Origin of the sequence: Sneathiella sp. P13V-1 (assembly GCF_015143595.1) — a bacterium.
GTDB lineage: Bacteria > Pseudomonadota > Alphaproteobacteria > Sneathiellales > Sneathiellaceae > Sneathiella.
The window spans coordinates 1,005,221-1,030,441 of sequence record NZ_WYEU01000001.1 but is presented as its reverse complement, the minus strand read 5'-3'; the positions used below and the strand labels follow the sequence as shown (position 1 = coordinate 1,030,441).

Sequence of the window (25,221 nt, the reverse complement as noted above, 5' to 3'; positions counted from 1 at the left end):
TTCATTATCCTCCAGCTTACCTTAAGACGCTTTGGCAGTTGCTGCCTGCTGCAGATACTCATCAATAGAGACGGCTGCATCGCGTCCATCACGGATGGCCCAAACCACCAGGGAAGCACCGCGAACGATGTCGCCGATGGCAAACACGCCATCAAGATTTGTCATTTTAGTGATCGGATCCGCATCGATTGTGCCCCAACGGGAAACTTCCAGTTCCGGCGCACCGAACATTGTTGGAATATCTTCCGGATCAAAACCGAGGGCCTTAATTACCAGATCGGCCGGAATGTCATATTCGGACCCTTCCAGCTCAACTGGAACCTGACGGCCAGTGGCATCGGCCACACCCAGATGCATCTGGATGGCTTTCACAGCTGTGACGTTGCCATTACCGTGGAAGGCTTTTGGCGCAGATAGCCAAACAAATTCCACACCTTCCTCTTCCGCGTTTTGTGTTTCGCGAAGGGAGCCTGGCATGTTTTTACGGTCACGACGATAGAGACATTTTACAGATTTGGCACCCTGACGAACCGCAGTCCGTACACAATCCATGGCCGTATCACCACCACCAATGACAACGACATCCTTGCCGTCTGCGTTGAGCGTGCCGTCTTCAAAAGCAGGCACCTGATCACCCAGACCTTTACGGTTGGACGCTGTCAGATAGTCAAGGGCGGCAACCACACCTTCCTGACCGCTTCCCGGCAGGGCGATGTCACGGGCTTTATAAACACCCGTTGCAATGACGATCGCGTCATGTTTGGCACGCAACTCTTCCAAAGTGGCGTCTTTGCCAACTTCAAAATTCATGTGGAAAGTGACACCACCATCTTCCAGAAGCTTAGCACGACGCTCCACCACGTCTTTTTCAAGTTTAAATCCTGGAATACCATATACCAGCAAACCACCAACGCGATCATACCGGTCGTAGACGTGAACCTGATATCCTTTGCGGCGAAGAAGATCTGCAGCGGCCATCCCACCTGGACCACCACCGATGATACCAACGGACTGTTCTTTTTCAGATGTCGGGGAGGCAGGCTTTACCCAGCCATTTTCCCATGCTGTGTCCGTGATGTATTTTTCAACAGCACCAATGGTGACAGAACTGAAGCCCTTTTCGATCACGCAGGAACCTTCACACAGACGGTCCTGCGGACAAATACGGCCGCAAATTTCTGGCAAAGAGTTTGTGGACTGAGACAGCTCATACGCTTCTTCAAGGCGACCATTAGCCGTAAGGTTCAACCAGTCAGGGATATTGTTCTGCACCGGGCAATGCACCTGACAGAACGGAATACCACACTGGGAACAGCGGCTTGCCTGTTCGGCAGCGCTCTCCGGCTTAAACTCTTCATAGATCTCGTTAAAATCTTCGCGGCGGCTTTCCGCCTCCCGTTTGGTTGGCATCTGCTTTTCCAGCGAGATAAATTTTAACATCTTCTCTGTCATCGGGCGTCCCTAGCTCTGGCCCGATGAAATCACCGGGCATTTGTTTCGTCCTTATTTTCCAAAAGTGTTTTGGCGTTTCATTGACGCCAGGCAATCTTGATTGCCTTTTGCTTCTTATTCAGGGTGGAGCCACACGCATCCACGTCTATTTCCGAACAAGCACACAACGGAAGTTGTCTTCTTTTACCGAAGGAAATGGCTTTAGACCAGTAAAAAATGACATATAGGACATAAATACTGTCCTATAGTTTCACCGACCTGTCACAAAGAGGAGGATTTTTGCCTGATTTTTACTATTTTCAAATCTAATTAGTCCCATATCGGACCTATTGAAATTAAATTACTGACAGGACGCAATAAAAATGCCCCCTGCTACACACAGGGGGCATCCGTGATTCTACAAATTTCGCGCGCGCAGAAGCGGCTTTAGGCATGAAGTTCGTTCAAGCCACCGCCTTTTCTGAAACGGCGAAGATATTCAAGGGACGCCGCCTGGAATGGTTTTGGTTCAATACCCAATTCCGCGAATCCTTCCGCGCCTTCGCTTACCACACTATCTGCCTTGGTCAGCTTCACTTGATCTGAAGTGAGCATCGGCTTACCGGGAATAAGGCCCATGAAGAAGCCCATTACACCCATCATGCTGTAAGGGGCTGGCAAAACAAACATGGTGCGCTCAGTTACGCTTGTAATAACATCAATGATCTCAGCCATGCTGAGAGCATCCGGACCACCGAGCTCGTAGGTTTTACCTTGCAGGGCAGGTGTTTCGACGATTTTCACAATCGCATCCACCAGATCCTCAACCCAAAGTGGTTGCATCTTGTTCTTACCGCCCTCACCCAATGGCAAGGCTGGCATCATTGCAGACATCTGCGCAAATTTGTTGGTGAAGTCGTCATCATTGCCCCACACAACAGAAGGGCGAAGGATGGTTGCTTCTGGATAGGCGGCTTTCACACGGGCTTCGCCTTCAGCTTTTGTCCGGGCGTAAGCAGATTCGCCTTTTTCATCTGCGCCGAGGGCAGACATTTGAATAAGCTGACTGGCACCAGCGGCCTTGGCAGCAGCGGCAACGTTACCTGCACCTTCCGCATGAACAGCATCAAATTTCTGGGCGCCCGCTTCATAAAGAAGACCCACCAGATTAATAACCACATCAGCACCGGCGACCGCACGCTCAATGGAAGGAACGTTACGGATATTGGTCTGAACGCCCACAACCTGACCCACGTCACCCTGTGTCATCAGTTGCGCCGCTTTTTCAGTATCCCGCACCGCAAGACGGATACGGTATCCCTTTTCAGCCAGTTTGCCGGTCAGGTGACGGCCGATATATCCAGACCCGCCAATAATGGTGATTAAACCTGCTGACATCGTCTTATCCTTCATCTAGCAACAGAAGGCTTCCCAAAAGCCCTGCATATGTATCTCTTTCCCCGCTTTTTTAACGCTCAGGGCTGAGAAGTCCAAGATAAATTCCAATTATTTCAAAAAAGTTTCCAGCGATTTACGCGACTTTGTCCAGCATATGGATGCAACCAATCGAAAACATTGATTTCAGTTTATTATCTTATGGGCCCAAAAGGGCACATACCCATGGGAGGTATGCAAAACAGCTTTTACCGTACCTATAGCCCCGTGAACATCCAACGCCCTGTCAAATTCAGCTACCACATGGCTGGTGGAAAGATCCAACACCTCTTCTGGGGACAGCGATAAGGATTGAATGTTTCTATAGTCATTTTCCCCCACTTTTATCTTGAAGGGTAGGCTGTGTTCCTCTTCCGCCACTAAAAATCCAAGCAAGACAAGATTACTTTGGCTTTCATTTTGAAAAGTCGCCATCAATCTCCACCGACCTGTTTCTTGGCTTTCGACGATCTTGGCATTACGAACACTTACGCTTGAATAATCTGCGGTGTTGTCATCAGCAAAAGCAAGTGACAACGACAGGGTTTCAATCATCAAACAGGCTAACAACAGTGTAAGGTATTTTTTCATAACAGTCTCCGGCTCAAAAAAACCGGTATCAGGAAATCTCCTGATACCGGCCTCAGACTTAAAACAGGAATTTGGCACCTATTGAAAATTGCCAACTTGCTGTTTCTTCACCTTCGTCTTTTGCCAAATCAGCGGTTTCCCCAAATTTTCGCTCGTAAACAAGACCGACATAAGGGGAGACCGTCCGATCAATAAGATCGTAACTCAACCGAAAACCAACTTCCGTCCCGTTAATACCGGACCCCACCCCTATTTCTTTGTCACCGGAAAATGCACCCGAGATTTCCAAAGAAGGGGTAAGAATGAGGTAATTGGTCAGCAAAAGCTCATATTCCATATCCAGAACGGCTGAAGCTTTTCCTTTTTCGCTGACCAGTAAATCAAGATCCATCTCGATCCATTGGGGCGCCAAGCCGGACAAACCGATAAGCCCATAAAACCTGTCTGGACCTTCCGGACTGTCAAATTGAATACCCGCTTTTACATCCCAGAAATCTGAAACTGGTGTTTGTAGTGCCAATTGATTGGACAAACCTTCAAGATAGTTTTCATCAAGGTCCCACTCACCATCAAATTTCCAGCGGAGTTTGATGTCATCCGTTCCGATAAAGCTATCCGCATCCCAAACAAACAATTCACCGCCGTGCTCTGTCGCCCGAAATTCAAATTCTTCAAATTGAACGCCGTAATAGATTTCCTCAGCTTGTGCAAAACCTGCACCTAGGGCTGTGAACATAAGACAGGCAGATTTGAGCAATTTGGTCTTATTCATGAGCGTGCTCCTTTCTCTGTCTGATTGCCTGCGGTTTTGTCTGGTCCTCCTTCAACGATGATTTTACGGAACATTCCACTGTCTGCATGGTAGGACAGATGACAATGGAAAGCCCATTGCCCCTCAGCATCAACTTCTGTCTCGGTATATACAGTTGTACCAGGAGCCACACTTATCGTGTGCTTGATCGGATTCCACTTCCCGTTTCCATTGTCGAGAATGCTCCACATGCCATGAAGATGCATGGGGTGTGTCATCATGGTTTCATTGACAAACTTGAACCTCACCCGCTCTCCATATTGAAGTTTGATGGGCTCAGCGTCCTCATATTTCACACCATTAATCGACCAGATATACCTTTCCATATTCCCGGTAAGGCGCAGCTCAATTTCCCGTGTTGCTTCCCTATGGGGATAAAGTGGTTTTTGGGCCTTGAGGTCCTGATACGAAAGGAACTTACCGCCATTTGCGGCGACGGGGGTCAGGCCACTTCCGTTCGCGTAAAAGGGATCGGGTTTCGCACCACCCATTTTCATCATAGCTTCGTGAGACATCTCTCCATGCTTCATACCTGTCCCCATCTGGGAGTGATCCATCATTGATCCATGTTTCATACCACCTTTCATTTGATGATCTTTTGCCATTGCCGGTTCTGAACCATCGGATGACATATCCCCATGTTCCATACCTTCATGTCCCATGCCCATATCTGCCATGGTCAGCAAAGGTGGCTTTTCAAGTTCTGGGACTTCCGCAGTCATGTCTGCCTTGGACGCAAGAGTGGCCCGCACATATCCCGAGCGCCCCATACTTGCCCCAAAAATGGTATAGGCCTTATCTTCCTTCGGCCTGACAATCACATCATATGTTTCCGCAACACCAATTCGAAACTCATCAACGGTAACCGGTTGAACATTGAGTCCATCTGCGGAAACCACCGTCATTTTCAACCCCGGAATGCGCATATCAAAATAGGTCATAGCAGATGAATTGATAAACCGAAGACGAATACGTTCCCCAGCCTTGAACAGCCCCGTCCAGTTTTGTTCTGGCCCCTTGCCATTGATCAATCCGGTAAAGCCTTGGACATCTTCAACATCAGCAGGCATCATTCGCATTTGCCCCCACGCCATCCTGTCGGAGACAGTGTTTGAAAACCCGTTCCTGCTCACATCGTTAAAGAAATCCATCAAGGTTTGTTGCTGCCGATTATAGTAATCAGGCATCATTTTCAGGTTCCTCATGATACGAGCCCCGGAATGCGGATGGGCATCAGTGAGCTGAACCACATATTCACGATCATATCGAAATGGCTCGCGTTTTTTCGGCTCAATCACAATGGCGCCATATGCGCCATCTGGCTCTTGAAATCCGGAATGGCTATGGAACCAATAAGTCCCGCTTTGCTGTATTGGGAAACGGTAGGTAAAAGTTTCACCCGGCTTTATTCCCGGAAAACTGATTTTCGGCACCCCATCCTGGTCATAAGGCAAAATCAGCCCATGCCAGTGAATAGAGGTTTCTTCATCCAGATTATTGGTAACGTTGATTTCGACTTCTTCACCTTCTTTAAAGCGAAGAACCGGACCGGGGGAAGATCCATTATAGCCAATACCTCTTTTCTCAAAATCTCCAGTAGAAATGCCAACTTCATCGACTGAAATGTTGTAGACACCGGCCAGCGCAGATGAAGTAGTCAATATACCCGCCCCAATCACCATTGCAGTCAGCAACCGGCGGCTATGTCTCCTCGCGTGGAGGATCATATATTTTTTCACGATCTTATCCTTTCAGATAGGGAAAGCGGGGCGGCTTTGGAAGTCCGCCCCAAAGGATTAGTTGACGGAAATTTCACCCACCATTCCGGATTCGTAATGACCCGGCAGGTTACAGGCGAACTCCAGTGATCCTGAAGTACTGAACTTCCAAATCACCTCACCGCTTTTCCCCGGCTCCAAAAGGATACTGTTTGGATCGTCATGGCCCATCTTGTGGCCACCCCCCATATCCATTTTCATTTTGTCGTGATTGATACGATCAACCTCAATGGCACCATGCTCCATCATCATCGCCATTTCCTTTTGATGAGCTGCATGCATGAGTTGCGTACCAATATTAAATTCGTGAACAAATTCACCCTTGTTCACCACTTCAAACCGGATTGTTTCCCCTGCTTTAAAAGAAAGTTTTTCCGGAGCAAAAAAGTTATCTCCAAGTTCAATCTGAATAGTTCTCGTTGCTTCTGAAGCAATGCCTGGCTTTCCATATTTAGGCGCTTCGTCATGATGCCCTCCACCATGAGAACCTGCGGCATATACTGCACTGGACATAACCAGACCCAACGCAACAAGAATTCCGCCGGGCACGGCACCCAGCATACGATTTTTAAGTTTCATAACTTGATCCTTTTCAAAGGAAGCAGTTTCCGGCCGCGCTCGACCGGACTGCATATTTCAACAATAATTTTGGAAAAGTTCAGCCCGCCGATATTGGGCTGTCAGATCAAGTTAATGCCTTGGGAGGGCGAGGTAGCGGATAGTGTTTGGACGATTTAAGCCGATCACCGCTCAATCCAAAAACAATAGAAGAGATCTGTAACCGGTGTGCTTCACCGTTCAAACCATAGAGCACCAGACTACAGCTGGTCATCCCACACTCTTCCACTGATTTTGTATAGTCACCCGGTAGCTCAGAAGTTCCTTCATTTGCAGTGACATCGACAGACTGTTGTTGTGTTGTCCCAATGTGATTGCCGGGTGAATGGATATGGTTATCGCTCAGCATTGACAGGAAATTCACAAGCATCACGGCTACCAATGCCATGGTAACAAAGCGTAACAGCCTGTTTTTGATGCCTGTAGACATATCGTCAAATTTTTCCTGCACTCATGCGAAAACCTGTCCTTATTTAACAATGCGGTTCCAAATTTTCAACCCACTAACTTTTGCCACGCCCCAGTCTGGACTACTCGCAGCGGTTCTGACCCAGGATAGAAAGATTTTTGACCACTAAGCAAAAGAACTATTGACAGAAGGACGGAACATTTATATTTCATGGCCTCGCTTTTAAGTTGCCCAGGTGGCGGAATTGGTAGACGCGCTAGCTTCAGGTGCTAGTTTCTGTATGGAAGTGGAAGTTCGAGTCTTCTCCTGGGCACCAATCCTCAAATATTTGAAATAAATAGAATAAACGACTCTTTGGGGGAGTAAAGAGAGCAACTATAGCGACTTCCCAAAGCCTCTACATTTATTGAGTTGACCATTAATGGATCAGACTTTTCACAAGAAAGACTATCTTGGCCCAACCGCTCTATGATGACTTGCTTCCGAAACACGGAATCACTTCTCCGGTACATATTCCAAAAGGTCTTCCATGTCTCGATAACTCAATGTAAATCCAGCGTAGAGCTATACAGCATGCTGAATTAGTTGAGGTGGAAAGGGATGCCGGAAATATGAGACCTTTTGCACTGGCCCATACCAAACCATATTTAACTCGCCCGCCACGATGTTAATGTGACAGCGCCAACCTACCAAAATGCAGAGCATTCGCTACCTCATGACCAGTTTGATGAATTCTTAGCGGACTTGAAGGCGTTTCAATAAACCGCTCATTGTCTGGCTATAGCTTCCAAAGCTGCAGCCAATGTCGACCTGGTAAAAGGCTTGGCCAGCAACATGATACCAAGCTCTTTCACATCCTCATGATCAGCAATTTTATCTGGATATCCAGACGTCAGCAGGATCTTCTTATCTGGATAGAGAACAGTGATCTGCTTCGCAAGGTCGATACCGCTGACCCCTTTTGGCATTACAACATCACTGATCACCAGATCAATTTGATCCGCGGTTTCACGCAAAGTCGTCAGCGCGGCAGCCCCGTCTTCGGCCTCAATCACTTCGTATCCCAACTTCTTCAACGTCGCAGACGTTACTTCGCGAACCTGCTCATCATCCTCCACAAGAAGAATAGATCTTTGGGCACCTAACTCCAGCGCGGAATTAGTATCCCCGCCGCCGCCCACGTCTGACGGCTCAGAAATCGGCAGGTAAATGGAAATGGTTGTTCCCACCCCTTCTTCACTGGCGATTTTCATGTGTCCGCAGGACTGTTTGACAAAACCGTAAACCATGCTCAGGCCAAGTCCACTGCCCTTACCAACCTCTTTCGTTGTGAAGAAAGGATCAAGAACCTGCCTTAGAATATCTTCGCTCATCCCACAGCCGGTATCACTCACCGTTAGGCGCGCATGCGGACCTGAAACCGGATCCTTTGAAAGTCCTATGACTTCCTCATCCAGATCAACCCTCTCCATACAAAATGTAAGAGTTCCGCCATCTGGCATGGCATCCCTTGCATTCAGGGACAAATTCACCAGGGCGTTTCCAAAGATGTCGCTATCAATATTGACGAATATTGCATCGTCAGGATGCTTGATGACGATCTGAATAGTCTCGCCCAAAGTCCGCTCAAGGAAGGAAAGTGTATCATCAACGAGATGCTGAATGTCTATCACCGCAGGGGATAACATCTGGCGCCGGGAGAATGAAAGTAACTGTTTTGTGAGGGTGGCACCCCGCCCTACAGCATTGAGGGCATTATCAATCTGCCGACGTAATGGCGTATCCGGGTCCAACTGCTCAAGGGCCAGCTCAAGATTACCCATCATAACCGCCATCAGGTTATTGAAATCATGGGCAACACCACCGGTAAGCTGCCCCACAGCTTCCAGTTTTTGCGACCGGTTCACCTGCTCTTCCAACATCTTCCGCTCAGTATTATCCTGAACCAGAGACATCACCCCAATGACTTCACCGTCTTTTCCAATGATGGGAGTGTTGTACCAGTCACAATTAATGACCCGTCCATCCTTTGTCAGATTTTCATTGTTCGAGCGAATACCGCCACGATTGTCAAGAAGCAGCTCCCAAATCTGGTTCACCTCTTCTTCGACATCAGGGGGTAAAATTGTCTCAGTTACGTGACGGCCAATGGCCTCCTTGGCTGTAAACCCAAAAATACGTTCAGCGGCTTTATTCCACTCTGTAATTCGAAAATCTCTATTGAATGCCATACTGCCAAGCGGAGTATTCTCCAGATGATGCGATAGCCTGGCCTGACTCTCTTGAAGGGCATCCTCCACATGAAGGCGGCGAGCGACCATATCATTGGCCGCAACTGCAATCTCCTCAAACTCTTTAAATTTCATACTATCCGTGTCGATTTTAGAGTCTTCGGGATCGGCACTTGTAAAAAAGTCCATGAAACGCTGATAGTTACGTCTAATTCTCGCAGTCTCACGCTCCGCCGAGAAGAAAATCACCAAAACCAGTAACACCAAAGCGACGGACACAATCAGCAAAACGGTGTCGCGCTCTTGCCGGCTTTTCTCTTGCAACCCAGCGATAGAGTTCTCGAGAATCCTTAGATCAAACCCCGCGCCGATATACCATTCCCACTCCGGGATACCGAGCACATAACTGATCTTTTCAATAGGCTTTGCCCCGGTTGAAGCGGGTATATGATAGGTAAAGAAGCCGCCTCCCTGCTTGGAGAGCTTAATCAGCTCCTGAACCACAAAAACACCGTTCACATCTTTCGCGCCAAACACGCTTTTACCCCTGGCTGGCCCCGCCAAAGAGAACCCATCCCACGTGGCCGCGAACACATACCCGCCATCATCGAACTGAAGTTGATTAATCTGATCAAGGGCCAGAGATTGATATTCCGCCAAGCCCTTCTCTTCTGTGTGGGCTTTCGCAGCAGTCATTTCTTTGTTGATAAGTCTTTCAGCGCTTTGGACAAAGCTTTTGATAAATTGCTGTTGTTGGCTGATATAATCCTGACGGATTTCCTGAATGCGTTCTTGGTAATGGGAATAAATACTATAAACCCAGAATCCACCCAAAATTACGGTCGTTAAAATAGTAACAAACAGGAGCCTTAAGGTAAGCGCCTTACTTAATGAGGGCTTTGACATAGGAACGATCCAACCAACACGAACAAAACATAACACATGAATAATATATGACTTATGTATTGATACGATATTAATTTACAGACAATTAACCTAAATCTTTAGGACCAGTGTCCTCCATCGTCAAAACATTTGTCACAGATTGAGGGGATGATAAAGGGAGTGATTGGTTCATCCTGTTTAGTTATTGTGCCGCTTGTATTTGCTCAGGGCCCTCTAGCTGACATCCATTGCGGCTTCAATATTTCTCGGTAGCCGGTTACTATAGATCCCAATAATTAGTCAAAATTCGATACGCATCTTCAGCATTATCAGCATAAAAAATGCAGTCGAGATCCTTCGGATCAATTGCTCCCTGATCTACAAGAAAATCAAAATTTACCAGATTCTGCCAATATTCTTTTCCAACAAGAATAATTGGCAAAGACTTGATCTTTTTCGTCTGCACAAGCGTCAAAGTTTCAAAAAGCTCATCCAACGTGCCAAACCCTCCGGGGAATGCAAACAACCCTTTGGTCCGTTTCAGGAAATGCATTTTGCGAATAGCAAAATAATGAAACTGAAAACACAGGTCCGGGGTGATATAAGGATTTGGCTTTTGTTCATGGGGCAGAACAATATTCAATCCGATGCTTTTCCCCCCAACATCAGCCGCCCCCCTGTTTGCCGCTTCCATAATACCGGGGCCGCCCCCCGTAACAACGACAAACTCCTTGTGATCATGTTGTATTGATAGCTTGGTGATTTTCTGTGAAAGCTCTCTCGCAACGTCGTAGTAAGAACTGTTTTTCAGGAGATTTTGATTCTCTTTGTTCTTGGGTGTGTCAGAAAATCTCGCCCCCCCGAAAACGACAATTGTTGATTCAATTTCATGCTCTTGCTGAATTAATTCTGGTTTAAGCCATTCCAGTTGTAATCGGACCGCCCGCAGGTCATCCCTAAGCAGAAATTCATCATCGGCATAGGCCAACCGATATGACGGGTTTTCCATATGACTTTGACGTACGAGCTCTAGATCCTCCGCAGCTGACGGAAAAGACGACTGGTTTTTCCGGTGTTCACTCATATCATTTCCCCAGAACTAAAAAGTAATTACCTGGCCCAACTCAGGAATACTTGCTGACCAGCCCTGCTGCTGAACCGACTTCAACAGCGATTCTTTTGCCTTCGCTTCGCCGTGGATCAGGTATAATGGTGGTTTTTTTCCCTCGAAATTTGATAACCAATCCAACAACTGAGTTTTACTGGCATGAGCTGAAAACCCACCGAGCGTATGGATTTTCGCGCGTACTGAGATTTCCTCGCCGGCAATTTTGTATTTCTTTGCTCCATCCACCAGAGCCCGACCCGGTGTTCCTGCGGCTTGAAACCCTACAATGATCACATGAGACTGTTTACGCCAGAGGTTGTGCTTCAAATGATGTCGTATGCGTCCGCCATTACACATTCCGCTTCCTGCAATAATAATGGCTCCGCCCTCAATTTTATTGAGCTCCATCGACTCTTCAGTCGTTGTGGAATATCTCAGTATCGGCAGTAACGTATGAAGACTTTGTTTGTGCAGGGGAATATTCTTGGATGAATTCTGAATGACTTCTTTGTCTTCATCACTATAGACATTCTGATAACGGTGATAAATCTCCGTCACTGCAATTGCCATCGGACTATCCAGGAAAATAGCCCTGTGCTTTATTTTCCCTTGTTGGTACAGCTCACCCAATCTGAAAATCAGCTCTTGGGTCCGGCCCAGTGCAAAGGAAGGAATGAGAATATTTCCACCATTTTCGAAAGCCTCTTGTAAGATGCCTTCAAACTCTACAAGCGTATCTTCCATTGATCGATGGTCACGGTCACCATAGGTCGATTCCATCAACAAGATATCTGCGGATTTAATAGCATCTGGATCACGCAATAACGCAGCTTCCGAATTGCCCAGATCCCCCGAAAACACCAGTTTCTTCTCTTTCCCGCCTTCCTCAACAAATATCTCAACGATAGAGGAACCCAGGATATGTCCAGCATCGGAGAAACGAACGCCAATTCCGTCAGCAATGTTTATTTTCTGGTAATAACCAACACCGATACATAGTCCCAGAACCTCTTCAACATCAGCCATCGTATAGAGGGGCTCAATTTCTTTTTTACCGGCTCTTTTTCTGCGTTTGTTTTCCCAGAAGACATCTCTTTCCTGAAGTGATGCGGCATCTTTGAGCAACACTTCTATCAAATCACATGTCGGGCGTGTCATGAAAATAGGGCCACTATACCCTTGTTTGACCAGAAGCGGGGTGCGCCCGGAATGATCCAAATGCGCATGAGATAAAACTACAGCGTCAATTGCCGAAATATCAAAGGGTAACGGTTGTAGATTTGCTTCTTCTTCCACCTTCCTCCCTTGGAAAAGGCCGCAATCTAACAAGACTTTGCTCTCACGGGTCTCAATGAGATACATTGACCCCGTCACACCTTCAATCGCCCCCAAGAATGTAATTTGTGCCATTAACCTGCTTCTCCGATTATTTTCAATTGCTACTCAACCAACTGTTCGTTCACTGAGTTGCCAAGAGTATCCCCGTTCATGTGCAATACATGGATCCGCCTGAACGCTTTGTGCCACTGTTGTGCTGACAGTAGAAGGTGGTTCAGACAGTCAATTGTTTCGGACATTTGTGTCACCGAAATCTTCTTCTGAGTAGCGTTCAATACCAGATTGGCTTTAACTGCGTCATACTCCAACTGCAATTCTTCGTATGAGCCTTCAAATTCCTCGCTGCCACAAAATTCAATATCCTGACATTTCGAAAATAAATCCAGAATATAAGCTAAATACGCCTGATATTCTCTTTCCAGCTCAGGTAATTCCAGCTTTTCCCGTCTGACATTCAGGTGAGCAAATTGCCCAATAGCGGCGGTACAGGAAATAAAGTACTGCTGCACTCTCATTATTTTTGCTAACGCGGAAATTGTCTCCTCGTTCAAGGAGGAACGTTCAATACTAACCACAAACCTTGACACTTCTGAGGAGAGCTGCCTGAGAACGCTGACATCTTTTTCGCACTTGAAAAGATCAATTTTGTTCGGTGGCAAAAGGGATCTGAACATGATGAAAACACGTTCTGAAATAGACTGTATCTCCATCAACAATGCCTGAACGGCCAAATCCGGAGTTTGTGCAATTGTTTTATCGAGATACTTGGGCTGCGAGGCAATCTCGTCAACTGATCGGAATTTGCTTTTCATAAAATTGGCCAACCGCTCATTTTGAGGAAAGATCAGAAGAACACCGAGAATATTGAAAAGTGTATGGAAAATAGCGAGTGAAATCGCGGGTGATGCATCAATACTTAAAAATACGGTCAGGCTTTCAATAATGAAGAACAAGATGGGAAGAATAATTAAAGCAACAATTGCTGTTAAGCCGTTAAACACAACCTGCGCAGCGGCGACCCTTTTTGCATTGGCAGTCGCGCCTATCGACGCAATCAACGCAGTCGATGTGGTCCCGATATTGGCCCCAATTACCATTGCCCCAGCGGCGTAAAGACCAATCAAGCCACTGGACGCCGCCGTAATTGTCAGGGCAATTGACGCACTGGAGGATTGGGTAAGGATCGTCAAAAACACACCGACCAGCAGGAAAGTTGCGATCCCGGAAATCCCGGTCGCCGTTAGCTTACTGATGTCAAAGGCCTGCACCACCCCTTCAAACGAACTGCGGAGAAGATCAATGCCCACAAAAAACAGCCCAAAACCAACCAGTGCAAGCCCCACTGCAGCAAGCCTTCCCTGTGGCTTCAACAACCTGAAGACCATTCCAAGGCCGATCATGGGCCAGGCAAAGGCTTGAATACTGATTTTAAAGCCAACCAGCGCGACCAACCAACCTGTCATGGTTGTCCCGACATTGGCGCCGTAAATGATACCAAAAGCCTGGTACATTGAAATCAGACCAGCATTTACAAAGCCAAGCGACGCAACCGTGACTGCGCTGGAGGACTGAACTAACGCCGTCATTAGACAGCCGGCAAACACACCTTTCAGAGGGGTATTGCTCCAATTGGATAGCAGGCCCTTCAGGGACGGGCCCGCAGCCAGTTTCAGGCCATCTGTCATCATGTTGATGGCCAGCAAAAATAATCCGAGGCCGCCAAACACGGTCCCCATCAATAGTAATGTCTCCAAAATCACCAGGCCTTTTGGTTGTCACTTTAAGGGCTAGTTAGACCATTCAATTTACTTATCAAATGGCCATACCCAATTCGTTATCTCTGGGCTATCTATCCCATGCTCGTGAGCATATAACTGGCATTCTATTTGACGCTCTCTAAATCTCTGTTTCGCATGCGCTCCCGTCGCTTGTAAATGAGGCACACGATTGATCACATCCATTGCAAGGCTAAATCTGTCAACGCGATTTTCGATGGCAAGTTCCAATGGTGTATTGATGTTTCCCCGTTCAATATAGCCCCTCACATGAAGGTTCTTGTGATTGGTTCGTCTATAGGCAAGCCTATGAATTAGCCATGGATAGCCGTGGAAATTGAAGATCACCGGTTTATCTGTTGTAAACAAGCTGTCAAAATCACTATCGGAAAGACCGTGCGGATGTTCCGTATCCTGCGTCATCCTGAAAAGATCGACAACATTGATAAACCGGATTTTCAAATCCGGGAAACTCTCTCTTAACAGTGCTGTTGCCGCAAGTGCTTCTTTAGTTGGAATATCCCCGCAACCGGCAATAACCACATCCGGCTCAACCCCATCATCACTGCTGGCCCAATCCCAAATACCAATGCCTTGAGTACAGTGTTTTATGGCGTTTTCCATATCCAGATACTGCATATGGGACTGCTTATCACTGACAATGACATTGATATCATTTTGACTTTTCAGACAGTGGTTCGCCACCGATAACAGACAGTTAACATCTGGCGGCAAATAGATACGGGTGACTTTGGGATCTTTATTAACGACCAGATTAAGAAACCCGGGATCCTGATGAGTGAAGCCATTATGATCCTGACGCCACACAGTCGATGTAATCAGCAGGTTAAGAGAAGCAATTGGCGCCCGCCATGATAACTCTTCGCAGATCGCAAGCCACTTTGCATGTTGATTAAACATTGAATCAATAACATGAACAAAGGCTTCATAGCTCGCCAGAAAACCATGTCGCCCGGTCAGAAGGTACCCCTCCAGCCAACCTTCCAAAGTATGCTCAGACAACATCTCCAACACTCTGCCATCTGGGCTGAGTTGCCCGCCATTTTCATCCTCTGGCAAATAGTCGCAAAGCCAAAGTTTCTTGCTTACTTCATATATGGAATCAAGTTTATTTGATGTGTTTTCATCAGGTCCAAACACACGAAAATTTTGCATATTCATGCGCATTATGTCTCTTAGAAACATTCCAAGCGGCTTTGTATTCATCGCAAAGGTCTTCGCCGGCTGTTTCACTTGCGCCGCATAGTCTCTGAAATCGGGTAGCCGAAGATTTCTTTTAACCAACCCGCCGTTTGAATGCGGATTACTTCCCATTCTGCGGGCACCTTTAGGCAACAGTTTTTCCAACTCTTTGACCGGTTTTCCCGCCTCATCAAAAAGTTCCTGAGGACGATAACTTTTCAACCACTCCTCTAGCGCTTCAAGCTGAGTTGCATTTCCGTGCACACCAGACAAAGGCACCTGATGTGATCGCCAATAACCCTCAATTTTATTGCCTTCACTCTCTTTCGGACCTGTCCATCCTTTCGGAGAACGTAATATGATCATCGGCCAATGCGCTCTGGTAACCAGTTTTGCCTCTCTTGCCTGTACCTGAATAGTGCGGATATCCTTGAAGCATTGATCCATCACTTCTGCCATCTGCCGATGCATGTCCCGGGGGTCTTCCCCTTCCACAAAGTATGGCTTCCAACCATATCCAACAAACAGAGATTCCAATTCCGCCTTGGGAATTCGGGATAAAAGTGTCGGATTATTTATCTTGTAACCGTTCAGATGCAGAATGGGTAACACGGCCCCGTCTCTGACCGGGTTTAAAAACTTTGCGGAATGCCATGAGGTTGCCAAAGGCCCGGTTTCCGCCTCCCCGTCCCCAACTGCAACAGTTACAATAAGTTCCGGATTATCAAAGGCTGCCCCAAAAGCATGCGATACACTGTACCCAAGTTCTCCCCCTTCGTGGATTGAACCGGGTAACTCCGGTGTGCAGTGACTTCCAATACCGCCTGGAAAGGAAAACCGCTTGAACAGGTTTTTCATACCCCGGATATCCTGCCCAACATCTGGGTAGGTCTCAGAATAGGACCCCTCCAGATATACAGGCGCAATTACCCCCGGCGCACCATGTCCAGGCCCTGCCAGAAAGATGGCCTCAAGATCATGTTTTACGATCAGTCTGTTCATATGGGTGTACATGAAGGACAAACCCGGACTTGCTCCCCAATGCCCTAGCAGTCTTTTCTTTAAGTGACCTTCTTCCAATTTTTTCTGTAGCAGTGGGTTATCCCTTAGATAGATCATGCCTGCTGCCAGATAATTGCAAGCACGCCAAAAAGCATCCAACAGATCAATTTCCTCTTCCGAAATAGGGTCTGCCGCTTTTTCAGTAAGCTTCTGCTTCTCGCTCATATTAACGTCCATCCTTATGATATTTGGGCACCAACATTGCTCGTCAGTCTTCAGGCTGGGGTTGTATGACTTGGGTTTTCAGCTCCAAATGCTGGTCGTTCTTTTTTGTCGTAAGAAATTTGACCACCGTGCATGCTGTTACATCACCTAAAACATTGATGGATGTACGGAACATGTCCAGTATGCGATCCACACCAAGTATCAAGGCAATTCCTGCAGATGGAATACCCACCCCTTCCAAAACAATACTCAGAATAACAATTCCCGCACCAGGTGTCGCCGGCGAACCAACAGATGCCGCCACGGCCATCGTCACAACAAAAAGGTAGCTGGAGATACTTAAATCAACATTGAAAACCTGAGCTAAAAAAACCGTTGCCACTCCCTGATAGAGGGCCGTACCAGCCATGTTGATAGTTGCGCCCAGTGGGATAAGAAACCGGGAGATGTCAGTGCGAATATTCAGTTTGTCCTCAACCACTTTCAAAGTTATCGGCATAACAGCCGCTGAACTACTAGTGGAGAAAGCGAGCAATAACAGCTCTTTAATATTATTGAAAAACTCTTTTACAGGTTGATCCAGTGTCAAACGAACGATGATGATATAAAGCACGGCAATCATTAAAAGCCCTGCAATAACGGTCACCACATATATTGCCATCCCGGCCAGCACTTCCAAACCAACACTGGCAACCAATTTGGTAATAAGGCCAAAAACAGCCAGTGGCGCCAATACCATCGCCCAGGATACAATCCGCAAACAAACTTCCTGTAATGCAGCTAATACGTCAAACAGTGGCTTCGACTGATGTGCCGGTATAGACAGCATGGCAGCACCTAAAACAGCAGCAAACAGAATAATTTGCAGCATTTCACCAGAAACCATTGATGCAATTGGATTCCGGGGAATGAGAGAGGACACTTTATCGGGTAACTCTGCAAGGGGCGGAAAACCACCTGCTACTTCTTTTGAACTGCTAACAGCACTCATATCGATTAACGCGCTTGCGTCAATGAAGCTCCCAGGCTGAATGTTCAGTCCAAGAATAATACCTATCGAAGCCGCAATAGCAGTCGAAACAAAAATGAACGTTATGGCCAGCAAACCATTTTTCTTTATGGCGGCTGGATTATTGTTTGCGGCGAGCCCCCTGACAACAGATGCCACCACAAGCGGCACGACAATCATCTGAATGACAGACAGAAAGACTTGTCCAGGCAAGGCCAGCCACGATGTAATCGTTAAGACAGTCTTGCTGTCAATTAGACCAAGATCAGGCCCGAGCAGTATCCCGCTCAAGATACCCAATACGAGCGCAATCACGACTTTGAGCCATAGCTTGCTTTTGATCAAACGATCAAACTGGTAGGTTAGTCCTTTCAGCGACCGGCTTAATAGATTCTCCATAAATTTTAGCTCATTGCTCTAAATCCACTTTGCGTGAATGAGCCGATAAACAGCTTTTTCCAGCTCTACCATCAATAGGATAGGCGCGGTTACACAGATAATTACAACCCAATCATTAAGAGATATATTCTCCAATCCAAAAACCTTTTGCGATACAGTTAGATAGCTAAAAATCAATTGTAGTGAAATGACTGAAATCAACGCTATCAATGTTGGCGCAATGCCTTTCAGAAAGGTTTTCTTAAAAATTGATTCTGTCAGAAACCGGCAGTTCAGCAGATAAAATACTTCAATCATCACCAATGCATTAATTGACACTGTTCGGGCGTATTCAATACTGACGCCATTATCGCGATACGCATAGAAAAGTGCAAAAACGACAGTCGCTCCCAAACTCCCAACCAGACACATTCTCACCAGCAAGGGAAGAGTGAATAAACCTGAATCATAAGCCCTTGGGGGGCGTTCCATAACTCTGGATTCTGGTTTTTCGAAAGCCAGCGCCAACGCCAGTGTTATTGCTGTCACCATGTTGATCCATAAAATCTGTGCGGGTGTAATCGGCATCATTCTCCCAAACAGAATCGATACAAAAACCACAAATGCCTCTGCAAGATTTGTGGGAAGAACAAATACAATCGATTTGACAATATTGTCATATACAGTGCGTCCTTCGCGCACAGCCTTGGCAATGGTCGCAAAATTATCATCCGTCAGTACAAAGTCTGCGGCTTCTTTTGCTGCATCGGTTCCCTTGTGGCCCATTGCAATACCAATATCGGCTTTTTTCAAAGCGGGAGCATCATTTACTCCATCGCCAGTCATGGCGACCACATGTTTGTTCTGCTGCAAAGCATTTACAAGCTGTAACTTGTTTGCCGGGCTGGTGCGGGCAAACACATCCGTTTTTTCGACCTCAGTTGCCAACTGCTCCTTGGTTAGTTCATCTATCTCTTTTCCGGTCAGCACCCGGCTCACATCAAGCCCCAGTTCACTACCAATAGCAGCGGCTGTTACCGGATTATCACCTGTGATCATCTTCACGGTGATACCCGCGGAATGACATGCCTTAATGCTTTCAATTGCTTCTGCTCGAGGCGGATCACTCATTCCAACCAACCCCAGCATAACAAGGTCTGCTTCCACCTCTTTATGACTTAAGACACTGGGCCTGGACGGGTATTCTTTAAGCGCCAGAGCCATGACCCGCATGCCCCTTCTGGCAAAATCCTGCGCCGCGGCCAACCACCTTTCTTTATCCAAAGGCTCCGGTCCATCTACACCCAACTGCAATCCGGCGAAGTCCAGCAACCTTTCAGGCGCACCTTTTATCATGAGCTCTACTTGACCATCAGCATTGTGGTGCAACGTCGCCATATACCTTTTTTCACTCTCAAAAGGCAGAATGTCCAATCGCGGCCATTCCCGATTTAATTCCTTTGGAACCAGCCCATGTTTCATGGCAAGGACGGCAAGCGCACCCTCTGTCGGATCTCCATGCAGGATCCAATCCGAATTCTCGTGTTCAATTCTGGCATCATTACAAAGAGCCGCCGCAAGGCACGCCCGCGAAAAACAGGGATCGCCATCTATCAGAATATGTTCCGAGCTTTGCGCAAGCTGAATTGATCCTTTGGGAGCGTAGCCCTCCCCTGTAATATGGTAGACCCCTCGGGAGGTGAATACTTCACGTGCCGACATGGCGTTGGCGGTAAGTGTACCAGTCTTGTCAGAACAAATGACGTCGACAGAACCCAACACCTCTACACCCGGCAAGCGCCGGACAAGGGCACGATTTTTTGCCATTCTCTGAACCCCAATGGCAAGTGCAATTGTGACAATGGCTGGCAATCCCTCTGGAATAGAGGAAACTGCTATACCGATCGCGCCGCGCAACATTTCAGCGTAACTATGCCCATGCAACCAAACCCCCAAAAACACGGTCAGAGCTGAAAAAACAATAATGGCACCGGTTAACTGCTTTGCAAATTTCGTCAATTGAACCTGAAGGGGGGTTGGGGCAAGAACAACGCGTTTTACAAGCTCACTTATTTGTCCAATCTGAGTATTTACGCCAGTGTGAGTGACCACACCCCTCGCCATACCATATGTAATCATGGTTCCCATGAACGCCATGTTGGTACGCTCCGCCAGCACAACATCACCCGCCAAAACATCCGTTTGTTTACCGACAGGATGGGCCTCCCCAGTCAAAGGTGATTCATCACAACGAAAGTCTCTACTGAAAATTAGCCTGATATCGGCGGGAACCCTGTCGCCGGCCTGCAACATGACAACATCGCCTGGAACAACTTCACCGCTGTCTACCGTTTCAACGTCACCATTTCGAACAACAAGACATTGCGAGGTTGTCATGGTCAGGATGGCCCGCAACGCCTGCTCCGCTTTACCTTCCTGAATAAAACCGACAACAGCATTTACAATAACAACAGCAAAAATAACGCCGCTATCAACATAGTGGTGTAAGATCGCACTTACGATGGCACTGAAAATCAGTACATATATCAACACATTTTGGAACTGGGTGATAAACCTTACCCATGCTGGTTTAGGCGGTGCAAGTGGAAGGCTGTTTCTGCCATATTCACTCAAACGTTCCTTAGCTTTTTCAGCGCTCAGCCCCTCTTCTGAGGTATTGTACGCCTCAAACACCTGATGCAATTTACAATTGTGAGGTTCAATTTGCTGCTTCATGGATGGCCGCCCACTCTAATTGAATAGTCAGGTTAGGATTATCATTTCCCATTTACCACTGATTTGTCCTGCACTTGTCCCTATCAATTCATCGCAAAGCCTGATTTCCTGCTTCTTGTCTTCCAGACAACCGTTAACTCTGCGATAAGTCTGGTGACCGAGAATCTGGCGCCCTTCCCCATGCTGCCAAGGCCGCCCTTCTATTTGCGATTAGCGATCATTGAAGAACATAATTCGCAAAAGAATGTCCAGGAATGGCAATGCTGATGTCTGACATTTTCCACCGCTTAATTGAGGAGCTGTGTATTCCAATAATTTTAAATTCGCCGTCTTCTTCGATCAGGATGGGCGCGCCGGCATCACCTCGCCCCGTATTGCAGCTATGATGATATACGGGACTTAGGTCGATCCCGATCTTGAGCACATTTTTAATTTCGCAAGTTCTGTCACCGGTCAGGACATATTCAAAATCCTTACTATATCCAGCCTGGCTTACTGTTTTGCCCTTAATGGACGCATTGGCAAACTTTTCTGACTTGATGCCCAGCCACCCAAGTTCATTCCCAAGATCTCTGTTAATCGTAAGCACGGCCCAATCCTGTGAGCGATCAATCTCTTTAAGTGTGGTCAGGCCCGCGAATTTTTCAGGAAGTATGTAGCTAACACCGGTTGCGTGTCCCTCATACTGCCCTTTGTGATAACCGGGCAGAAAATGCAATAAATTGGGCGCTATCCAGTTATTGCTGCTCACATTCCATAGACAATGAGCGGCTGTCAGCACCTTGTTTTTGGCAACAAGAATACCCGTGCAATATCCACCGTCCTTGTTTATTCGGCCAATACTCTTCCACGGCCCGATTTGTTCGGCAAATAATTCGTCTTCCGCATGCACTACAGAAATTGGAAATAGACTAATGAAGAGGCCAAAAATCAGCCAGAACCTACAATTAAAAGGCATCGACAATATACTCAATCCGACTAATTTTTATTGTTACGGTTGATGTATAAATGTCTGCTTTTATCACCATTTACTCCCAAGGTAGGTCTGTCAGAATCTTGATTGCTTTATGGTTAATTGTCAATGTTTCTAAGTTCCAGTTCAAAGATAAATTTCAATTACTGTTTAGGCCAAAAAGAGCAGTAAAAAATTACGATCAATTGGGAAAACATGCTAAGCAAAACAATCTATGTATCTCACCAGTAAAGGGAAAAGGCTATTCAAGTGAATATCAAGTGGCATAGTAAACTCATTACCCTACTGTTCTGCATCCTGCTTAGCGGGTGTTCAGTTGTTGGGCATACTCCGGTGATCGTTGGGTCTTCGCTCGGACTAACCAAATCAAGTGTGTCAGGCGATGAGCCTTACGCCTCCAGCATGGGAATAACCAGATACTCTGCTGCCTCAACATCTGCGCCTTTCCTAAAAAAGCATAAGAATGGACGTTATTTCTTGAGCCAAACCAAGACAGAATCAGGCAACATCAGGATCATATGTTCCCTAAGCGGCGGGCAAATTAACGTCACGGATATATTCAACGAAGCTGCTTATGGTGAGGTCATGTTTGATGCGAAAGTTTATTGTAACAACAGAGAGTATCACGCACCTCTTAACACCTGGACGCCCAGTTACTTCGCTAATAAAACTTGAGAATTGCCGTCTCTTGGCTACCCGTTATCGGAGCTGATCATTTGATCGATGGTGTATTTGCCGCTGACCTGACCTTTCAGCCAGATGATAAAATCGCTGACCAGTTTTGATCCGGTCGCGGGTTGGGTTGCGATATAATAGGAGCGATTACTGTCATCGGGCACACTTGCCAACACGCGAAGGGCGCCGGTCGCGATTTCCTTTTCGATCATGTAAGATGGGATAATCGCAAGCCCCATGCCTGCTGTTGCGGCGGCAATAAGTAGATTAAATTCGTCAAAATAGGTGCCTTCCTGAATACCTTTTGTCTGTTTCGATAAGGAGGCTACAAAACCTTCCCACATGTGGGGACGTGTGGTGAGGTGAAGTCGATGACGGTGGGAGACGATCTCAGGAACCGTCCCGCCTTGCCCATCCAGAAAACTAGGGGCAGCCACAAGGGTCAGGTTTTCCGGGCACAGGGGCGTTAGCTGCGCCCCCGGCCAATCCATCGCGCCAAAATGAATGGCCACATCCACCTTCTCAGTGACCAGATCAAAAGGCTCCGCCCTTGTTTTGACCACAAGCGCCACGTCCTTATGCGCATCCCGATATTGCTTTAACCGCGGGACGAGCCAACGCTCACTAAACGTAGAAGGTGCGGTGATAGACAGCATCTTGGGCAATGACCCAAGGGCCTTTGCTGCCTCCACCGTTAAACTCAATCGCTCCAGATCTTCATGAACCCGGGGGGCAAGCGCTTCGCCCGCAGTGGTCAGGCGAACACCCCGCCCTTCCCGCCGAAAGAGATTAACCCCCAAATGAACTTCTAGAGCTTTCACCTGTCGGCTGACTCCACCCACGGAAAGCCCCAGCTCTTCTGCTGCATCGGCATAGCTTTCATAGCGGGCAGCAGCATCGAAACAGCGAAGAAGGGATAGGCTGGGAAGTGTCATGGCAAAATATATTCATTGAGTAACAGTCAATCAAATATGACTATTACTGATATTATAATCAAGTTTTTGCCGTGCTAAATCATTTTCAAGCAGGAGTGATCACGTCGCCAAATGGACCGGATCGCCCTAGATATCCTAGTAGATAGACGCAGGAGAAAATGATGACCCCTCACGAGTTATTGACATCTCTTGGCCTTAATGGCCCAACAATCACAGACGGAAATCTGACCGTACACTCCCCAATTGATGGGACCCAAATCGCTGCGGTCGAGGAGACTACCGCGGCAGAAATGCCTGCGATCATCAAAAGATCAAAAGCCGCGTTTAATAAATGGCGCGCGGTTCCAGCCCCGCGGCGCGGAGAGCTTGTCCGCTTACTGGGGGAGGAGCTACGTGCCTCTAAAGAGGAGCTCGGTGCCCTTGTAACACTTGAAGCAGGCAAAATCCTGTCAGAAGGGTTAGGCGAAGTTCAGGAAATGATCGACATCTGCGATTTCGCAACTGGCCTTTCCCGTCAGATTTACGGCCTGACCATCGCATCAGAACGTCCGGGCCATTCCATGCGGGAGACGTGGCACCCTATCGGCCCGGTTGGTATTATTTCTGCCTTTAACTTTCCAGTTGCCGTCTGGTCATGGAACACTGCTTTGGCCCTCGTCTGCGGCAACCCCGTTATCTGGAAACCGTCAGAGAAAACGCCACTCACCGCCCTTGCCTGCCAGAAAATTCTGGAACGCGCCCTCAGGCGTTTTGGTGAGGATGCGCCGGAAGGTCTGAGCCAGGTCGTCATTGGCAGCGCCGATATTGGTGAAGCGTTGGTGGAAAGCAAAGATGTGCCAGTTATTTCTGCAACTGGCTCCACCCGTATGGGGAATATCGTAGGGCCAAAGGTCCTCGCCCGTTGGGGACGCCCTATTCTGGAGCTTGGTGGGAATAACGCCATGATCGTTGCCCCATCCGCAGATCTGGAAATGGCTGTACGCGCCATTGTGTTCTCTGCCGTTGGCACCGCGGGGCAGCGATGTACTTCACTTCGCCGCCTGATCGTTCACTCCTCCATCAAGGATGAACTGGTTGAAAAGCTGAAATCCGCCTACAGCTCTTTTAATATTGGAGATCCGCGCAATGCTTCTACTTTGATCGGCCCGTTGGTAGATCAGGGTGCCTTGCAGAATATGCAACAGGCACTGGAGAGCGCGGCGGCTGAGGGCGGGATAGTTCACGGTGGTAATGTGGTCACCGAGAATGTGCCGGGCGGAGCTTATATATCCCCTGCTTTGGTGGAAATGCCGTCCCAAACAGAGACCATGAAGACGGAAACCTTCGCGCCTATTCTCTACGTGATTTCCTATGAGGATCTGGAAGAGGCCATTGATCTTCAAAATGACGTACCGCAAGGTCTGTCCTCCTGCATTTTCACCATGAATGTGCGCGAAGCGGAGACCTTTATTTCTGCTGTTGGGTCCGACTGCGGGATCGCCAATGTCAATATTGGTCCGTCAGGTGCTGAAATTGGAGGGGCATTCGGCGGTGAAAAAGAAACCGGCGGAGGTCGCGAGAGCGGATCAGACGCCTGGAAAGGATATATGCGCCGTCAAACTTCAACGGTGAATTATTCCTCTGAACTCCCCCTGGCACAGGGCGTTAAGTTCGATATCTGACAACTTGAAAGGGGG

Annotated in this window: 17 protein-coding genes and 1 tRNA gene; 2 read left to right on the top strand and 16 right to left on the bottom strand. The window is 47.5% G+C overall.

The window, feature by feature from the left end:
• Positions 1 to 21 precede the first annotated feature (21 nt).
• The 7 genes from GUA87_RS05000 to GUA87_RS04970 all read right to left on the bottom strand — a co-directional run bounded on the left by GUA87_RS05000 (position 22) and on the right by GUA87_RS04970 (position 7,114).
• A complete protein-coding gene (locus GUA87_RS05000; protein WP_193715400.1) occupies positions 22 to 1,452 on the bottom strand; it encodes an NAD(P)-dependent oxidoreductase in 1,431 nt (476 codons plus the stop codon).
• A gap of 426 nt (positions 1,453 to 1,878) precedes the next feature.
• Positions 1,879 to 2,829 (bottom strand): complex I NDUFA9 subunit family protein, encoded by a 951-nt coding sequence (locus GUA87_RS04995; RefSeq protein ID WP_193715399.1) that lies wholly within the window; start codon positions 2,827 to 2,829, stop codon positions 1,879 to 1,881.
• 183 nt (positions 2,830 to 3,012) lie between these two features.
• Positions 3,013 to 3,456 (bottom strand): hypothetical protein, encoded by a 444-nt coding sequence (locus GUA87_RS04990; RefSeq protein WP_193715398.1) that lies wholly within the window; start codon positions 3,454 to 3,456, stop codon positions 3,013 to 3,015.
• Between the two features lie 58 nt (positions 3,457 to 3,514).
• Complete coding sequence (locus tag GUA87_RS04985; RefSeq protein ID WP_193715397.1) at positions 3,515 to 4,228, bottom strand: copper resistance protein B; 714 nt, start codon at positions 4,226 to 4,228, stop codon at positions 3,515 to 3,517.
• Positions 4,225 to 5,949, bottom strand: coding sequence for a copper resistance system multicopper oxidase (locus GUA87_RS04980; protein ID WP_193715824.1), 1,725 nt, complete (start codon positions 5,947 to 5,949; stop codon positions 4,225 to 4,227). The genes GUA87_RS04985 and GUA87_RS04980 overlap by 4 nt, the downstream gene beginning before the upstream one ends.
• A 114-nt stretch (positions 5,950 to 6,063) precedes the next feature.
• Positions 6,064 to 6,624 (bottom strand): plastocyanin/azurin family copper-binding protein, encoded by a 561-nt coding sequence (locus GUA87_RS04975; protein ID WP_227711687.1) that lies wholly within the window; start codon positions 6,622 to 6,624, stop codon positions 6,064 to 6,066.
• Positions 6,625 to 6,730: 106 nt separating this feature from the next.
• On the bottom strand, positions 6,731 to 7,114 hold the full coding sequence (locus GUA87_RS04970) for a hypothetical protein (RefSeq protein WP_193715396.1): 384 nt from the start codon (positions 7,112 to 7,114) through the stop codon (positions 6,731 to 6,733).
• A 187-nt stretch (positions 7,115 to 7,301) separates the two neighbouring features.
• On the opposite strand from GUA87_RS04970, the gene GUA87_RS04965 reads away from it, so the two are divergent.
• A tRNA-Leu gene (locus GUA87_RS04965) sits at positions 7,302 to 7,388 on the top strand.
• A 451-nt stretch (positions 7,389 to 7,839) separates the two neighbouring features.
• On the opposite strand, the gene GUA87_RS04960 is transcribed toward GUA87_RS04965, so the two are convergent.
• The 9 genes from GUA87_RS04960 to GUA87_RS04920 form a co-directional block, all read right to left on the bottom strand.
• Positions 7,840 to 10,209 (bottom strand): PAS domain S-box protein, encoded by a 2,370-nt coding sequence (locus GUA87_RS04960; protein ID WP_193715395.1) that lies wholly within the window; start codon positions 10,207 to 10,209, stop codon positions 7,840 to 7,842.
• A gap of 259 nt (positions 10,210 to 10,468) precedes the next feature.
• Positions 10,469 to 11,272, bottom strand: a complete 804-nt coding sequence (locus GUA87_RS04955; protein ID WP_193715394.1) for a TIGR00730 family Rossman fold protein — start codon at positions 11,270 to 11,272, stop codon at positions 10,469 to 10,471.
• Positions 11,273 to 11,287: 15 nt separating this feature from the next.
• A complete protein-coding gene (locus tag GUA87_RS04950; RefSeq protein WP_193715393.1) occupies positions 11,288 to 12,706 on the bottom strand; it encodes an MBL fold metallo-hydrolase in 1,419 nt (472 codons plus the stop codon).
• A gap of 29 nt (positions 12,707 to 12,735) precedes the next feature.
• Positions 12,736 to 14,370, bottom strand: coding sequence for a Na/Pi cotransporter family protein (locus GUA87_RS04945; RefSeq protein WP_227711686.1), 1,635 nt, complete (start codon positions 14,368 to 14,370; stop codon positions 12,736 to 12,738).
• 69 nt (positions 14,371 to 14,439) lie between these two features.
• Complete coding sequence (locus GUA87_RS04940; RefSeq protein ID WP_193715391.1) at positions 14,440 to 16,839, bottom strand: phosphoketolase; 2,400 nt, start codon at positions 16,837 to 16,839, stop codon at positions 14,440 to 14,442.
• A gap of 43 nt (positions 16,840 to 16,882) precedes the next feature.
• On the bottom strand, positions 16,883 to 18,247 hold the full coding sequence (locus GUA87_RS04935; protein WP_193715390.1) for a dicarboxylate/amino acid:cation symporter: 1,365 nt from the start codon (positions 18,245 to 18,247) through the stop codon (positions 16,883 to 16,885).
• 18 nt (positions 18,248 to 18,265) lie between these two features.
• Positions 18,266 to 20,962, bottom strand: a complete 2,697-nt coding sequence (locus tag GUA87_RS04930; RefSeq protein ID WP_193715389.1) for a cation-translocating P-type ATPase — start codon at positions 20,960 to 20,962, stop codon at positions 18,266 to 18,268.
• Between the two features lie 217 nt (positions 20,963 to 21,179).
• On the bottom strand, positions 21,180 to 21,920 hold the full coding sequence (locus tag GUA87_RS04925; protein WP_193715388.1) for a trypsin-like serine peptidase: 741 nt from the start codon (positions 21,918 to 21,920) through the stop codon (positions 21,180 to 21,182).
• A gap of 707 nt (positions 21,921 to 22,627) precedes the next feature.
• Positions 22,628 to 23,545 carry a LysR substrate-binding domain-containing protein gene (locus tag GUA87_RS04920; RefSeq protein WP_193715387.1) on the bottom strand — a complete coding sequence of 306 codons (918 nt, stop codon included), beginning with the start codon at positions 23,543 to 23,545 and terminating at the stop codon, positions 22,628 to 22,630.
• 161 nt (positions 23,546 to 23,706) lie between these two features.
• On the opposite strand from GUA87_RS04920, the gene GUA87_RS04915 reads away from it, so the two are divergent.
• The gene (locus GUA87_RS04915) at positions 23,707 to 25,206 is read left to right on the top strand and encodes an aldehyde dehydrogenase family protein (protein WP_193715822.1); all 1,500 of its coding nucleotides are present in this window, start codon (positions 23,707 to 23,709) and stop codon (positions 25,204 to 25,206) included.
• Positions 25,207 to 25,221: the final 15 nt, after the last annotated feature.